Origin of the sequence: Streptomyces phytophilus (assembly GCF_013870535.1) — a bacterium.
Taxonomy (GTDB): Bacteria; Actinomycetota; Actinomycetes; order Streptomycetales; family Streptomycetaceae; genus Streptomyces; species Streptomyces phytophilus.
Genome location: NZ_JACBXC010000002.1, coordinates 24585 through 40714 on the forward strand (window position 1 = coordinate 24585; position 16130 = coordinate 40714).

General features: G+C 68.0%; 12 protein-coding genes and 2 pseudogenes. 8 read left to right on the top strand and 6 right to left on the bottom strand.

The annotated features are described in order from the left end of the window. Positions 1-147: 147 nt before the first annotated feature. Positions 148-2577 (top strand): NB-ARC domain-containing protein, encoded by a 2430-nt coding sequence (locus tag H5J30_RS00495; protein ID WP_181785140.1) that lies wholly within the window; start codon positions 148-150, stop codon positions 2575-2577. Positions 2578-3050: 473 nt separating this feature from the next. Here H5J30_RS00495 and H5J30_RS00500 read toward each other — a convergent pair whose 3' ends face one another. The 5 genes and pseudogenes from H5J30_RS00500 to H5J30_RS37320 all read right to left on the bottom strand — a co-directional run bounded on the left by H5J30_RS00500 (position 3051) and on the right by H5J30_RS37320 (position 6755). Next, positions 3051-4232, bottom strand: a complete 1182-nt coding sequence (locus tag H5J30_RS00500) for a hypothetical protein (RefSeq protein ID WP_220188376.1) — start codon at positions 4230-4232, stop codon at positions 3051-3053. Positions 4233-4751: 519 nt separating this feature from the next. Then, positions 4752-5006, bottom strand: coding sequence for a hypothetical protein (locus tag H5J30_RS36200; RefSeq protein WP_258562971.1), 255 nt, complete (start codon positions 5004-5006; stop codon positions 4752-4754). Positions 5007-5250: 244 nt separating this feature from the next. Further along, positions 5251-5719: pseudogene (locus tag H5J30_RS35850) on the bottom strand (IS3 family transposase); the annotation flags it as partial. 607 nt (positions 5720-6326) lie between these two features. Then, positions 6327-6536, bottom strand: coding sequence for a hypothetical protein (locus H5J30_RS37315; RefSeq protein ID WP_309505377.1), 210 nt, complete (start codon positions 6534-6536; stop codon positions 6327-6329). Between the two features lie 9 nt (positions 6537-6545). After that, a complete protein-coding gene (locus tag H5J30_RS37320) occupies positions 6546-6755 on the bottom strand; it encodes a hypothetical protein (RefSeq protein WP_309505378.1) in 210 nt (69 codons plus the stop codon). Positions 6756-6861: 106 nt separating this feature from the next. On the opposite strand from H5J30_RS37320, the gene H5J30_RS00520 reads away from it, so the two are divergent. From H5J30_RS00520 to H5J30_RS37595, 7 genes and pseudogenes are all read left to right on the top strand, one after another. Next, positions 6862-8172 carry a PQQ-binding-like beta-propeller repeat protein gene (locus tag H5J30_RS00520; protein ID WP_181785142.1) on the top strand — a complete coding sequence of 437 codons (1311 nt, stop codon included), beginning with the start codon at positions 6862-6864 and terminating at the stop codon, positions 8170-8172. 324 nt (positions 8173-8496) lie between these two features. Beyond that, positions 8497-10026, top strand: a complete 1530-nt coding sequence (locus H5J30_RS00525; protein WP_181785143.1) for an MFS transporter — start codon at positions 8497-8499, stop codon at positions 10024-10026. Positions 10027-10773: 747 nt separating this feature from the next. Beyond that, on the top strand, positions 10774-11853 hold the full coding sequence (locus H5J30_RS00530) for an IS110 family RNA-guided transposase (RefSeq protein WP_309505379.1): 1080 nt from the start codon (positions 10774-10776) through the stop codon (positions 11851-11853). Between the two features lie 398 nt (positions 11854-12251). Continuing rightward, entirely contained in the window at positions 12252-13022 is a 771-nt protein-coding gene (locus H5J30_RS00535) for a DeoR/GlpR family DNA-binding transcription regulator (RefSeq protein ID WP_181785144.1), read from the top strand. Positions 13023-13057: 35 nt separating this feature from the next. Further along, a complete protein-coding gene (locus tag H5J30_RS36205; RefSeq protein ID WP_258562973.1) occupies positions 13058-13279 on the top strand; it encodes a hypothetical protein in 222 nt (73 codons plus the stop codon). Positions 13280-14099: 820 nt separating this feature from the next. Continuing rightward, a pseudogene (locus tag H5J30_RS37590) lies at positions 14100-14681 on the top strand (PASTA domain-containing protein); the annotation flags it as partial. Positions 14682-14770: 89 nt separating this feature from the next. Next, positions 14771-15085, top strand: coding sequence for a PASTA domain-containing protein (locus H5J30_RS37595; RefSeq protein ID WP_374100931.1), 315 nt, complete (start codon positions 14771-14773; stop codon positions 15083-15085). A gap of 490 nt (positions 15086-15575) precedes the next feature. On the opposite strand, the gene H5J30_RS00565 is transcribed toward H5J30_RS37595, so the two are convergent. After that, positions 15576-16130 (bottom strand): acyl-CoA dehydrogenase family protein (locus tag H5J30_RS00565; protein WP_181785145.1); only part of this gene is annotated, 555 nt, incomplete at its 5' end.

Genomic DNA, 16130 nt, shown 5'->3' on the forward strand with positions numbered 1-16130 from the left:
GTCCGAAACCCTCCCAGCGGACGCCCCTTCGTTCCATGTACAGGCGCCTCGGGTAGAGGGCATCAGGAAAGCAGGCGGCCGTCGAAACGCCGCTGCATGTGCCCACGCGTGAGGTGATGGGTAAGGCTGACCCCTGGGAGGAGCACCGTGCGCGAAACAGAGATGGCAGCGGCACTGTTATCGGCCATGATTTCCAGCACTCCGCTGGAGAGATCACCGGCCGGACAGGTCCTGCACCGGCTGGTCCACACCCACTCCGAACCCCACGGGCAACTTCTCCGGCAGTGGGAAGAAGCCTGCCGGACCGAGGCACCCCATCCCGCGCTCCTGCAGCTGTCGAACTCCCTGGCACGCCACGCCACCACCGATGCCGCATGGAGAACCGGGCTCGAGAACTGGCTGCATCACCACCCACCCGAGCCTCAGGCAACAGCCAACCGCATCGACGGCTCAGCTCACCTGCACGGTCCCACCATCCAAGCCGGGTCCATCCACGGCAACGTGCACTTCCACCACACAGACCCAACCCCCATCCCCACGCAACAGTTGGTGCCCCGTCAACTCAGACCCTCACCCGCCCACTTCACCAACCGCACCAAAGAGCTGCATGACCTGCACCGCATCGCCGACTCCCGAAAAGTCCAGGAAGGCCCCGCGCTGGCAGTCGTCTTCGGCCCCGGCGGAGTGGGCAAGACCGCACTGGCACTGCGGTGGCTGCACGAGACGGCCGATCACTATCCCGACGGCCAGCTCTACGCCGACCTCACCCCAGCCCCCGCGGGAGAACCGGCAGCACCCAACTCGGTCCTGGGAGGGTTCCTCCGAGCCCTGGGAGTAGCAGGAGAACACATCCCTGCCGAAGCGGAAGAGACCGCCGCCCTCTTCCGTTCCCTCACCGTCAACAGCCGCATCGCCATCCTGCTGGACAACGCTGCCACCGCCGGCCAGGTGCGCGCACTGCTGCCCTCCTCATCATCAAGCACCGTCGTGGTGACCACACGGTGGCGCCTGGGCGGTCTGAGCATGGACGGTGCCGACTTCATCCCCGTCACCCCGTTGCAGCAGCAAGCCGGCACAGAACTGCTGACCCGGACCGTGGGCGAACGCCGCACAGCAGCAGAAACCGACGCCGTGGCTGGCCTGGTGGGCTTATGCGCCGGACTCCCCATCGCCCTGTCCATCGCAGCAGCACGGCTGGTGACACGCCCTCAGTGGCCCATCGCCCGGATCGTGCAGGAACTGGCCGACGAACAACGACGGCTCAAAGCCCTGGCCATGGAGGAGATCACCGTTCTGAGCGTCTTCGACCTCTCCTACGACGGACTGCCACCGCAAACAGCCCGCGCCTACCGGTGGCTAGGCCTCCACCCCGGACCGGATCTCTCCCTCAACGCCGCCGCAGCAGCACTGCAGCACTCCCTCGAGGACACCACGGCACTACTGGAGAACCTGATAGACGCCAGCATCCTGGAAGCCACCGGCCCCGACCGCTACCACTTCCACGACCTTGTCCGCCTCCACGCCCGCCACCGCGCCCAAAAGGAAGACAGCCCCCACACCCGCAACGCCGTCATCCGACGTCTCCTGGAGCACTACCTCGCTTTCGCCGCGGCCGCCGCCCAGACGGTGACACCCCAAGAGCGGCACCTCGGTCCTGACCGCCAACCCACCCAGACCTCACCGGTCTTCGCCACCAGCCAGGAAGCACTCAAGGCACTGGAGACCGAACTACCCAACCTTATGGCAGCAATGCGGACCGGCTACGAACACAGACTCGACACCCTCGTATGGCAACTGGCCGAGGCGCTGTGGCCGCTGTTCCTTCACCACAAGCACTTCCCCGACTGGATGGCCACCTACCAGCTCGGTATCGACGCCACGACCCGCTGCAACGACTCCGCCGCCCGCGCACGCATGCACCACCACCTCGGCTTCGCCTTCCACAACCTCAACCGCGCCAAAGAAGCCCTCGTGCAAGGAAAACGCTCCCTGGCCGCGGCACGCGAAGCCGGCCACGACGAGACCGAGGCAGAAGCAGTGGGGCTCCTCGGCATGGCACACCGCTCGCTCGGCCACCTCGACGACGCCATCGACATGCAGCAACAAGCAGTGGCACTGGAGCACCGGGCCGGACGAGCACGAGGAGAAGCGCTCGCCCGGCGGCGGCTCGGCCAAGCGCTCAGTACCGCAGGTCGGCTGGATGAAGCGGTCGATCAGCTCACCCGAGGCCGCGACCTGGCGGAGTCACTGTCCGACCACAAGGTCAAAGCGATGACCATGGTCTGGCTCGCCGACGCGCTCACGCGCAGTGGCCGCGCCGACAAGGCAGCCGCCGTTGCCCGGGATGCCTGGTCGCTCCTCGCTGAATCGGGCTCCAGCCAATACCAGGCCCAAGCACTGATGGTGTGGGGTGAAGCCGCCGAAGCGCTCAAGGAACCGGCGACCGCCCACAACCTTCTGATCCGATCACGCGCCTCTTACCTGGACGTCGGCGCCTCCAACCTGGAACGGGTCAACCGCGCAATCGAGAGAGTGCAAGCACAGCTGAACGACCCTTCTCACCCCTCCTCCCTGTGACAACACCCCGGCTACCGACGACTGCTCCACAAGGTCGGTGAACCGATACCCGGCGACAAGCCACGGATAGGCACACACCCCGCACACCTGCTGCGGCCCGCGGCGCACGAACACCTGTTCAGCGCGAGTCCGAAACACCGTCCCCGTCTCGCCCACAGGCACCGTTACCAGACCGCACCCCGGGGCGCTCGCCCACCAGGCATCGGCAGCCCTCAGCGCGTCACTGACCGTCGGCCGAGGACGGCCCACCATCACATCGGCACTCTGCCTCCACCGCACGGGAGCCGCTTCATCCACCACGAGGAATCGGTCAGCAACCGCACACGGACACCCGACGTGTGACCCGACGTCGCCCCAGACCCACACCCGCACGCCCTCCGCATCCCGACTGTGGCGAGGACAGCGACTGACCTTCGACACCTCCCGCCGCCTCGCTGAACTGCCCAGCGGCGAGTGCTGACAAGGTGAGGAACTCACTCCGCCTCCTCTCCGCACACAGGGCGAGGCCAGGCGCCCCATGGAGCAGGCAGCGGCACCGGAGCATTGGGCACGGCCCTGCACGGTTCGGACAGATCCAGCAAGCGGTACATCGCACGCCGCAAAGCCCCGGCAGCCTGCCCTGGCCGGGAGGTGATCGCCCCAGCTACCCGAGCTTGCCAACGCGGACTGTGCCGCCCCATGATCCCCCGCAACTGCCCCGGCAGCGACCCGTCCAACCGGAGACGACCAGCCCCCTGGGACACCACCTCCGCCAGACTTCCCGGACGCAGAAAACGCTCCGGAGGAGAAGGCGCTAACAGCACCGGCGTTCCGATCGCGGCCGCGTAACTGGTGACTGACCCGTGATCACCCACCACCGCATCAGCAGCCACCAGTGCAGCCCGCCACCCCTCCTCGGGCGGAAGCAGCAGCAAACCCGCACGCAGACAATCCGCCAGCCACGCCTGCACCTGCCAGGCACCAAGAACACCCCAGATGTTCGGGTGCAAGACCGCAGCCACCCGGTACTCCTCCGACGGCAGCTCATCCAACATTCGCTCCAGCAGATCCGGATGACTTCCCAGAGCGGACTCCGGCTGCCACGTCGAGGTCACCACCACCAACGGCTGCCCCTCAGCCACACCCAACGCCCGCCGGTAATGCTCCCGCCGCGGCACACTTGTCACCAACCGATCGAAGCAGACATCACCCGCCACGACCGCTACCGACAACGCCTCCGGACACGACTCCCGCAACACCCCGAGCTCATCCTCATGCGTCAGCCCCAACGCGGCCGGCACCAACCGCCCACGATGAACCAACGCCCCCCGATCCAGACCATGTACCGGATGCGCATCAGGACCTGCGCTCCTGGCCCGTGACCGAGACGCCAGCATCCCCGCTCCGTGCGGCAACAGCATCACCTTCCCGTGAAGCTGCTCCACCGCCGTCTCACTGGCAGCCAGCACCAGATCGAACTCACACTGCACGGCCTGCTCCCACGGCAGCAGTAGACCGCCCTGAGACCGAACGAACTCGTCCGCACCGTGACACACCGAACCGTTTCTTGCCGGAGCCACGGTGAACATCACCACCACACGGTGATCGGACTCCAGCAGCGCCAGAACGTCCATCAACCGGATACCGGCGACCAGGAACGGAACAACGACCAGCACGGTGCGGCACCCCGTATGCAGCACCCGACTGTCCGCGCCCAAACCCACCGGCCCGTTCAGCCACACGCCCCCTGCCATCAACGGCCCCCACTCACGCAAGCCAGTGCGGGAAACCGGCCCTCCAGAGGCCCCCGCATAACCCGCGCAGGGACAAGACGCCCATCGATCAGTACCATGACTTCCCCCGAACGTCGGCTACTCCTGCCTCCGACAAAGGGCTCCCCGGTGGCTCCGGTGTATTGCTTGCATCGACCTTGTGGAAACCTTGCCCCTGACCACATCGGCATAGTTCTGCCAGTCCGCAGGGCGCCAGCGATGATTCTCTTCTCGCCCTGAACGATGAGGCCTCAAGGACAAGCACCCAGTACGCCCTCCTGTCTGTTCCGACTTGTCGGGCCCACGGCAGGGCTTCGAGTGTCAACGGACTTGTAGTAGTGGGCTCTGATCCACATGTCGGGATCACCCAGCGTGATCGCCCCTGTCGGTGTGAGGTCTCAGGACTTCCTTGACGGTTGGTCGTCAGGAGATTCCTTGACGGTCTCTCTGTTTGCCCATGCCTTTGACGTAGAGCCTGGTGATCGGTCCGGGGTTCTTGCGGGGTCTGACAACGAGTTCGTCCTCGTCGTGCAGGATCCGGAAGTGGGTGTCCTCGATGACGACGGTGACGATCTTTCCGGCATGTCGCGGGCCGAGTTTGATGAACTGGCCGTTGAGCTGAAACGGCCGCTTGCGTGGATCTGTCCCAGACGGTCGGCCGGAACGGGGCAGGTCCATGTCCCCATCAGAGCGTTGTCGGCGATGGCGTGCATGAGGTGTCCGTCAGGCGGAGCGTGATGGTGCGGCCCGCCAGGGCGAACCCGACCTGGTAGCGGCCGCCGGCCAAGCCGGCGAGTCCATCTCGCTGGACCTTGCGCTTGACCTAGCCTCGGGCTTTCATGAGGTGGGCTGTCCAAAGGGACTGCTGCGTGATCGGGTGACATCTTGACCTGCCCCACGGTTTGGGTTCCAGCTGCGGTGGCTAACTGGTGGCGTGGAGGGTGTCTTGTGGGGAGAGTAGTTCGTACTCGACGGGGGTGCGGTAGCCCAGTGCTGAATGTCGTCTCTGGCGGTTGTAGAAGATCTCGATGAACTCGAAGATCACGTTGGCCAGTTCAACCCGGGTCTTCCAGCGCTTGCGGTTGAAGCAGCTCGATCTGCATCGAGGACCAGAACGATTCCATCATCGCGTTGTCCAGGTCATCCCCGATGGTGCCGAACGACGGCAGGAGGTCGGCGGAGCGGATCCGTGCCCCGAAGACCCAGGAGGTGAGCTGGATGCCGTGATCGGCGTGAACGATCCCGCCCGGCTCGGGGCGGCGGTTGCCGATGGCCATGTCCAGCGCGTTGACCACGCGGGTGGAGTCCTGCCGTGAGTCGAAGGACCAGCCCACGATCCTGCGGCTGAACGCATCCAGGATCGCCGCGCAGTAGACCCACCCTTCCCACGTGCGGTTCACCGCCGCCGAGCTGGATCTGAAGAGCTCGTACGGGTGGATCCGCAACGACAAGCTGTCCAACGACGGGACCTCGGAGTCCTGCCTCAACCAGCCGACTTACCCCTCACCGATCCAACACCGTCAGCTTCTCGGACCCGGCGCCGCTCAACGGGGCGCGGCATTGGGTCCGACGCTCAGGTAGTGCTGCTCCGGGGCGCCACTCTCAGCGGATCAAGTACAGGTAAATTACGTCGGGACCAGTCCGTCGTCGGCGCTTCGGCATCCGGGACGGCGAGCATGCCGTCCCCGCCGGAGCAGGGTCAGTTCGTGTCTCCGAGTGGACGCTCATGATTCCGTGGACCGGGAGTGGTCCGCTGTGTCCTCCAGGCAGCGAAGACCGGCTCAATCAGAGCCCAGCAGGCATGAGAGACCTCATGACGTAGGCGAGATCATTGATCCAGAAGTAATGAACGTTGCTCGGCATTCGGCGGCAACACCAACTTCTGTCGGTCCGGTCGTTCACGGTGAGCTGTAGCACGGGCGGAGCGTTCAGCCGAAGACGAGACCGACTTGCGCGCTCACGCAGTACCTCATGACGCCGGCCAAGCGTCGGAGGTCGTCAGGTGGCGTTGGAGAACGGGATCGCCGCCCTCGTGCTGCTGCGCGATGATCTCCTCCAGCCGCGGGGCATGGCGTCGCAATCGGCGGGGGCGAGGTCGGGGTCGGCGTCGTCCGGATGGTGGAGCAGCGGTGCCAGCGTGGTGGTGACGCTGTTCCACGGCCGATCGCCACCGAAGCCGTCCATCCCGGCGAGGGCGAATCCCTCCACCTGGGCCAGTCATCTCCGGAACATGTTGAAGCCCGTGTAGGACCAGGAGACGTCCGGGCCGGTCATGTCGCCGTCCCCGGGGAAGAGTACGAGTCCGATCCTGACCTCCTCGTTCGCTCTGCGTGCCCCCAGGTTCCGTACGGGGGCGGCTATCCGGCAACCGGAAACGAGAAGGCCACCACCGCCGATGGGCCGCTCATCGGCGGTGTCAGATTTCATCAAGGTTCTGTCCGGCGATGCTTACTACGCTTGCCGGCCTTGGCCGTGGCCGACCAGCCGTCTCGGCGCCGTGGCACGAGCACGTATGAGGGAGAGACGAACCCCCATGAGCACACGTACGGCAATCTCCTTCCGTGCCCTGGCCGCTGTCGCGCTGTTGTCCCTGATAGCTGCCGGATGCGGTGGTGGCGACGGGGACGGCCACGAGCGCCGCAACCCCCCGCAGTCGTCCGGTACCCCCGGCGAAGCCGAGGAGCCGCCCCCCGCCACGGCCTTCGCGACCGAGGCCGCCTTCTCCCTTGAAACCGGACCGGTGCGGCACCCGCCCGTCGCGCTGCACCGGCAGAACGCCTGGGTCGCGGGCGAGACGGGCCTGACCATGGTCGACCTGGCCACCGGGGAGGAAACCACGCACCTGGAGCCTCGGCGCCAGCCGCTGCACGAGGCGTGGCAGGAGTCGGCCGGGCGGCGGGATGAGGACCGGGCCGCAGAACTGGAGAAGCAGGGTGCCCAGCGCAGGCTCCCGCGACCGCTGCTCACCCGCATAGGCGGTACTCCGGCGGTCGTGGCCGCGGTCCCGGTCAAGGGGAAGCGGCAGGACCTTGCGGTGGAGATCCTGGCGGCGAACGCCGAGACGGGCGAGCGGTTGTGGGGCCTTCTCGTCGAGCCAGGCGTCCTGGCGGGAGAGAACGCCGAGGGCCTCTCTGCTCCGGTGCTCCATGCCCATGACGGCATGGCGGTCGTCCAGGTGGCGAAGGCGGATCGCATGCTGGGCTCGCTGGGCATCGACCTCGACCGGCCGGAACTCGTCTGGGAGGAGGAGGAACTCCTAGCCATGGCGGGCTCCGGCGACGACCTGGCAGGCATGTCCTTTCCGGACGGCGGCGGGATACGCCTGCTGGGGGCGGTGCTGTTTGACGGCGGGCACACGTGGGGCGAGGACATCTCGAAGTACGCCTCGATCGCCCCCTGCGGCCCGTGGCTGGCCGTCGAGGACTTCGACGACGACCGGGGTCCGCTCCTGATCGACATGGACAGCGGCGACGTCACCCACACCCGTGACGACGGCCTGGTCAGCGGCATGTCCTGCTGGGAGGGCGAAGGCGGTACGACGGTGGCTCTCGCTTCCAACGGCGAGGGGGACGAAGGAGACAAGGCGCGAGGCGGGGCGATCGGCCTGGACGCCACCAGCGGAAAGGTTCTGTGGCGGCTCCCGCCAGGGGGATGGGAGGGCAGGGTCTCGGCCTCGTACGAGGACCGCCTGTACCTCAAGGCGGGGGAGGGGCTGGTGGTGCGGGACGCCCGCACCGGTCGGGTCCTCGGCAACGCGCCAGGTATCGCTCCGCAGCAAGTCAACGGCTACGCGGGGCTGATCGCCGCGGGGGACGGTGTCGACGTCCACCCGGCCGAGCGGTGAGCAGCGCTCGTTCGCTCCCGCCGGATGCACGGCGGCACCGGGCCGACGGTCCCAGGGTGGACCGGAGCGCCTGTGGTGATCCACCGCAGGTGTCGGTGCGTGCCGTCCGGGACTGACCAAGGCCGTCCTCGGCATCCGATCTGAAGCACTCGCGGGCGGGCCGGTTCCGGCCTTGCTCCACTGGCGGCCCGTGCCGTGAACCACCCTGCTACGACGACCGCAACGACCTCGCCCCAGACGGACATTGACATACCCGCGAACCCAAAATAGCTTTGCAGTCAAAGCTATTTTGGTTTCAAAGGCGGTGTGGAAAGGGGTGTCCTCGTGACGGTTGGCAGCGAAGCAGACGATGGTGACCTGGACGGCTACAGCAGACGGCGCTGGGCCGCCCTCCTGGTGACGTTGGTCGCCGTGCTCATCGACATGGTCGACAGCACCGTGCTCAACGTGGCTCTGCCCTCGGTGCAGGCAGATCTCGACGCGACGTCGACCGAGTTGGAGTGGGCGGTCGCTGGCTACACCCTCGCGTTCGCGGCGGCCATGATCACCGGAGCCCGGCTGGGGGACCGGTTCGGCAGGCGGCGGCTTTACCTGACCGGACTGGCCGGCTTCGTGGTCACCTCCACCTTCGCGGGACTGTCCGTCAATTCCGAGATGCTGATCGCGTCACGCGTCTTCCAGGGTGCCGCGGCCGCCATGATGGTGCCCCAGGTCCTGGCCATGCTGCAGGTCGACTTTCCGCGAGCGGAGCAGCCGAAGGCCATGTCGGTCTACGGGATGACCTTCGCCGTCGGCGGCATCGGCGGCCCGGTACTCGGCGGGGTGCTGCTGGAGGCCGACCTGCTCGGGCTGGACTGGCGGCCCATCTTCTTCATCAACGTGCCGCTGGGAATCGCCGCCTTCGTGGCGGCGGCGTTCCTGACCCGTGAGTCGCGCGGCGCGCAGCGTGAGAGCTTCGACGTACCCGGCAGCCTGATCGCCACCCTTGGCCTGCTCTTGCTGCTGTTCCCCCTGGTGCAGGGGCGCGAGCTGGACTGGCCGTGGTGGGTCTTCGTCCTGATGGCCGCCTCGCCGCCGGTTCTGTGGCTGTTCGTCCGTTACGAGAGCCGGGTTAAGCGGCGTGGTGGCTCGCCGGTCATCGACCCCGAGCTGTTCCGGCACCGTGGCGCGGTCGGCGGACTCCTCGTGGCCGTACTGTTCTTCTCCGGCATGGCCTACCAACTCGTCCTCACCGTCCACCTGCAGCAGAGCGAGGGGTACTCACCTCTGCGCACCGCGGTCGCCCTGGCGACGTTCACCGTCGGCGTCGGCATCGGTTCGGCCGTGGCGCCGAAGCTGATGGTCCTCGGCCGCCTGGTCGTGCTGCTCGGCTGCACGGTGATCACCGTAGGCATGGCACTCACCGCAGCGGCCGTGGACCGCTACGCCGGTTCGCTGGAGTGGTGGCACCTGGCACCCGGCATGGTCGTCGCAGGGCTGGGCCTGGCGATGGTCGCCGGCACGCTCATGACCATCGTGCTTGCCAAGGTCCCGAAGTCGGCCTCGGGCGCGGCCTCTTCGATGATCAACACCTCCATCCAGGTCGGCGTCGCCACCGGCATCGCGATCGTCGCCACCGTCTACTTCGCCATGCTCGAGGGAGGCGAACCACCGACCGACGCGGCCATCGGCGGCGTCCTCACCGTGATCGGACTCTACGTACTCGCCGCACTGGTCGCCCTGGTCCTCCCCGGAGGCCGGGTCTCGGCGGACGACGTGCCGGGCGCCGACTCTCACCCCCAGGCTGCGGCGACGGATCAGCCCTTCGCCCCGGAGCACGGCTCTGCGGACGCCAGGACGGCGGCCACAAGCTGACGACGACGCACCGATCACTCCGTGTCGAACTCCACCGCCGCGGCTCCCGTAGGCCTGCGCTGAGACGCTGGAGCAACTCGCGTAGGCCGATCACGGGCGGGAAGCAGCCAGGTGCTGCCAACCGTCGTGTGGTGGGGAACGCATCTTGTGCAGTGATCATCAGCGACCGAAGGATCACGGGCATGTCGGGTGACGTGATCGCTGAAGCGGTGGCGCCGAGTTGGGCCCGTTGTGGCACGAACGACACGACGCCAAGCTCACGTCCAGGCCACAGAAGCGTGCCGTGAGCGATGGTGCGAAGCACCGGCTGGTCTTCGTCGATCGACACCAGGCCGCCCTCGTGTATCTCCGGCACGGAGGTCACCTTCGTCAGCCAACTCGATGCACAGTTGATCAGGTTGGGCTACCGATCCGAATAGACGACGAGACATGGACCAAGGCCCGCACCGAACTGAGCGACGGGCTGCCTTAACTGGGTGCGGTCGTCACTCACGGGAAGTCCGACTGGTCGGCTGCCTCGGTCGTCTCGTGGGTCGGCCGACAGTAGTCGGACCTCTGACTTGTTGAATCGGACCCAGACGCGCGGTCTGCAGCCGTAGCGTCCAGGGTGCCGACCGGCACGGGCTCGCGTGACCTCATGCTGCCTCACTCGGGCTGGCTCATGATGAGTTTGCCGCCGCCGGTCGGCACCTGCGCGGTGTGGCTCGACAGAGGCGTGACCAATAGACGCTGAGACTTCAAGTCAGAGTGCCCACCGCACCCATAACCTTCCCGTTCGAGCTGGTCAGGGTGCACGTGATCACCATCGGTATCGATCCCCATAAGTCCTCCCACGCCGCCGTCGCCGTCGCCGCCGGCCACCAGCTGGCCCAGCGGCGCTTCGTCGTCAACGCCGGCACCGTCCGGCAGCTGATGCGCTGGTGCGAGAGGTGGCCCGAGCGGCGCTTCGCCGTCGAAGGCGCCCGCGGCCTGGGCCGCAGCCTCGCCCAGCAAGTGGCCGCTGCCGGCGAGCAGGTGGTGGACGTGCCCTCCACACTCGCCGCCCGAGCCCGGTTGCTGGCAACCGGTGGGGACCGCAAGACCGACGAGGCCGATGCCCTGCACGTTGCCCAGGTCGCTCTCTTCCGGCACGACCTGCGCGAGGTCGAGCCCGAAGGCCAGTCCACGATCCTGCGGCTGCTGACCGAGCGGCACGACGACCTGGTCCACGAGCGCACACGCATCATCAACCGTCTCCACGCACTCCTGCGGGACCTGCTGCCCGGCGGTGCCCCCACCCGTCTGTCCGCAGAGAAGGCCGCCGCCCTGATGAAGGGCCTCCGCCCGGTCACCGCCACCGACAACTGCCGTCGCGACCTTGCTCGCGATCTCCTCGCCGACCTGCGGCGCATCGACCGCCAGATCCGGGAGAACGAGGCCCAGATGCGTGACGCTCTGGCCGCCGCACGCACCGCGCTGACCACGCTGCCCGGGCTGGGCACCGTGCTCGCCGCCAAGCTGCTCGGACACGTCGGCGACGTTACGCGCTTCCCCAGCGAGCACCACTTCGCCAGCTACACCGGCACGGCGCCCCTGGACGCCTCCAGCGGCAACAACACCCGTCACCGCCTCAACACCGGAGGCAACCGGGCACTGAACTCGGCGCTGCACATCATCGCCGTCTGCCAGATCCGCGACGGCGGCCGCGGGCGGGAGTACTACCTGCGGAAGATCGACGAGGGCAAGACGCCAGCAGAAGCCCGCCGGGCCCTCAAACGACGCCTGTCGAACGTGGTCTACCGCACCCTCAAACGCGACCACCACACAGGTCGTGCAGCCGCCGCTTGACACACAGAGGCACTCATCAGCGTCTCCAACGACGCCTGCCGGGCCCGGTGACACCACCCCCCAGGGGGGGACCAGTCATACCGGACCCGGAGGCCAGCGGCCCTCATGCAGGACCGCGAAGAACATAACGGGGGGTGCAATGATCGCGCCGTTGTGGGCGCGGTGAGACGGCCGGGTCTGCCAAGTTCTCTGCGGGCAGCACGCTCTCCTCGCCCCAGGATGTTGAGCGGTGCCACCTGGCTCGCCTCCAGCAGCATGGGGGCAGCTTGACGATGTCTTGATTGGCGGTACCTCCCCGAGCGGTGGGCCGGCACAGAGGGCTTGGCCACCCCCAGGCAGGTACTCGACCTGAGGTGCTGCATGGGTTGTGTGGCTCGTCACATGTAGAATCTCGTTGCGTGTTGGCTGGGCAACGACATCAACTCATCTTGCAGGTACTACAGTCCGACGGGTACGCCACCGTAGGCGACCTCGCGGGTCAACTGGGTGCCAGCGTGGCGACCGTCCGCCGTGATCTCGTCAAGCTCGAGGACGACGGGTTACTCACGCGTATCTACGGAGGAGCAGTCACCGGGGACCAGCGACCACCTTTCGCTGAGGCCGCCGAAGTCCGGGTGTCCGAGAAGGACACCATCGCTGCTGAGGCTGCCGCGATGGTCGAAGACGGTCAGTCGATCATCCTCGACGCCGGCACCACCGTTCACCATCTGGCGCGGCACCTGCATGGGCGCCGACTCACCGTGATCACAAACAGTCTTGCGGTGTACGAGGAACTCGCCCATGACGAGAACATCGCACTGATGCTGCTCGGCGGCATGGTCATACGACAATGCCACGCGCTGGACGGTTTCATGACCGAGGACAACCTCCGGCAGGTGCACGCCGACTGGCTCTTCATGAGCGCTGCCGGCGTTCGCCCCGGTGGTCAGGTGATGGACACCACGGTTGTCGAGATACCTGCCAAGCGTGCCATGATCGCCGCCAGCGACAAGGTGGCACTGGTCGCCGATGCGAGCAAGTTCCCCGGGACCGGCATGGCGAAAGTCTGCGGCCCCCAAGACTTAGATGTGGTCGTGACAAATCCACTGTCGGACACCACCACCTGCACAGCACTGGAGCAAATGGATGTGAGGGTGGTGCAGACGACTCCGGTAGCAGCTGCCAGATAACGCGCGGCGGGGCGCCGGTGATCTCGACGAATGCGATGACCAGTTCGGCTTTGTGCTGTCTTGGGTTTGAGCCCAACTACTGCCTGGCCACCACGCTGGTTGCGCTGCTCACCTCACGGCTCGCCGCCGCGTTCGTACGCGGGGTGCAGGACGGGGGTGTCGGCGCCACACCCAAGCACTTCGTCGCCAACGACGCGGAGACCGACCGCCTCACCGTCGATATCCGCATCGGCGAACGCGCCCTGCGCGAGCTGTAACTCGCCGCCTTCGAAGACACCGTGGTCGACGAGCGCCCCTGGATGGTGATGTCCGCCTACAACTCCGTCAAGGGCACCAAGTGGACTGATCATCCGCTGCTCGCCGAGCCGCTGTGCGGCGCGTGGGGCTTCGACGGCGTCGTGGTCTCCGACTGGTGGGCCGTCCGCAGCACCGAGCCCGCGGCCCTGGCCCACCAGGACCTGGTGATGCCCGGCCCCGAGGGCCCGTGGGGCGACAAGCTGACCGCGGCGGTGCGGGAGGGGCGGGTGCCCCGTGGAGACCGTCGACGACAAGGTGCTGCGGATTCTGCGCCTCGCGGCCCGGGTCGGTGCACTGGAGGACTTCGCGCCGGCCGTCCCCGAGCCGCCGGCCGCCGAGGACGGGCCCGCGCTTGCCCGGGAGGTGGCAGCCGCGGGCACCGTGCTCGTACGCGACAGCGGCGAACTGCCCTGGTCCGCGGACGGTTTGCGCTCACTGGCCGTCATCGGACACCTCGCCTTCCAGCCCCGAACCCAGGGCGGCGGCAGCGCCACCGTCGAGCCCGACCGGGCCGCCTCGCCGCTTGCGGGCCTGCGCGCGGCACTGCCGGACACCCGCGTCGACTGGCACCTCGGAGCCCTCGCACAGCGCGGTATCGCACCGTTTGCGGGCAGTGACCTCACCGATCCGGTCAGCGGCCGGCCGGGCGCGCGTCTCGTCTGCCGCGGCGCCGACGGCACCGTGATCCTCGACGAACACCGGCACGACGCCAACCTGGCCCGCCTGGGCTCGGCCCGGCTCGCCGGCACCGCGGCTGTCGAGGTCACGACCGTGCCCGACATGGCCGGGCTGGCGACGGCAGCCGCCCGGGACCGGGCGGCCCGCGACGGTCTGGAGGTCTCCGAGGGCGGCAGCCGCCCGTGCGCCGAGGAGAAGGGCACCGTCTGTGCGACCAGCCCGCCGGCCGGTGAGGAGATCGACCGCGGCGACACCGTCGCTCTGATCATGTCCGCGGGCTCCGAGCCGGTCCGTGTCCCCGACGTCACCGGCGACCCGTTCGAGAACGCCCTCGCGCAGTTGCAGGACGCGGGCCTGGAGGTGTCCCAGGAGTCGGAGGAGAGCACCGAGCAGGAGCCGGGCACGGTACTGCGCCACGACCCGGCCGGCGGCACGGAGGCCAGGCCGGGTGACACCGTCACGGCGACCGTCGCTGCGGAGCCCGCGGGGCGGGGCGATGCCGGGACCCCCGATGCGGGGGAGTCGGACGGGACGGGCAGCGTGAGTGTGCCGGACGTCGTCAGCATGCCGTTCAGCCAAGCCCGCCAGCGGCTGGAAGCCGCCGGCCTGGAGGTCCGGCGCCTCAACGCGGACAACGCCGCCAGCCAGGACACCCCCTACGGCCACGTCTTCAACCAGTCGCCGGGGGGGGACTCGACCAGGTGCCGCCCGGCACGGAGATCGATGTGTTCGTCTCGCAGACCAGGGAGCCGGAGCAGGTGCGGGTGCCGAATGTGGACGGCAAGCCCTGGTACCAGGACGCGGAACAGACGCTCCTGGACGCGGGCCTCGACCCGAGCATCCAGTGCACGCTCCCCGCAGGCAAAGTCATCGTCGATACCACGTCCCCGTCCCCGGGGACCCTGGTCGAGGAGGGCAGCGAGTCCTTGTCTACTGTGCCAACGACGAGTAGCAGGCGAACCGTGCTCGGTGACTCGAAGGCGGGGGCCGGTACCTCGTCCACACCGGGTGAAGGGAGCTGCTGCTCATCTGCGTCGCCGATCACGGCTGGCTCGCGTCTTCGCTGGCGGCGATCCGCGCCACGATGACCGAGGACCAACTGGATTTCTGGGGGCTCCTCGGGACGAACCGGCCGGCAGGAACAACGCAGGTAACGTCAGGGCGGCGCGCCTGACGGGCAACCTTCCGAGGCCCGATCCAACGTCAGCCGTCACTCACCGTGCCGGCTTCCCGGAAGGTGAGCCAGAACCCGGCTCGGTGCTGCACACGGCGCTGTTCGCCGTGTGGGTACGGGACTACCTCACCGCGTATCCGGGCGGCACGGTGGCTGAGATCGGCGCCGGTCTCAACACGCCCTTCGAGCACCGCGTCCCGGATGCGGTGGTCCTGGCGATCCGGCGCCCTGGCACGCGGCTGCCGGCGTCGCACACGCTGACGGCCCTGCCGCCGGAGCTGCACAGAGCACTGCCCGCAACGCACCGCGACATGCTCACGGCCCTGGCCACACCCCTCAGCCCCAGGTGGAGGAATACCACCTGAGTCTCCTCCGCCTCCTGGCGGATAGGTGACATCGCGCCGTCAGCCGCCGGTGAGGGTCGGCCAGAGGGGGGTGGTGGTGGCTGTGGTGGTGAGGTGGTTGTCCCAGTCGTGGAGGGTGCCGTATTCGGTGCGCCAGGCCAGGAGCGGCAGCGTCAGGGTGTGCAGGGTGTGTTCCGCCGTGGTGCCGATCGCGCCGTGGATCTGGTGTGCGTTGCGGACCGCGACCGTGGCGGCGTGGCCGGTGCAGGAGCGGGCCACGGCGATGTCGAACGGGCCGGGCGTGCCCCGCGTGCAGGCGGTGGCGGCGGCTCTCGCCAGGGCGGCTTCCGCGGCCAGGTCGGCGACAAGGGTCTGCACCGCCTGGAAGCGGGCCAGGGGGCGGCCGAACTGGGTGCGGGTCCGGACGTGGTCGAGGCACAGGTCCAGGATGGCGTCCATGGCGCCGGTCATCTGCAGGGCGCGGGCCAGGGCGCCGCGGAGCAGGAACTCCTCGGCCACGTCCGGGAGTACGGGCGTGCCGCGGACCCCGGACAGGTCCGCGCGGAGGTCGTCGCGGGGCTCGCCCGCCAGGTTCGTACCGGTCGCCAGCGTCAG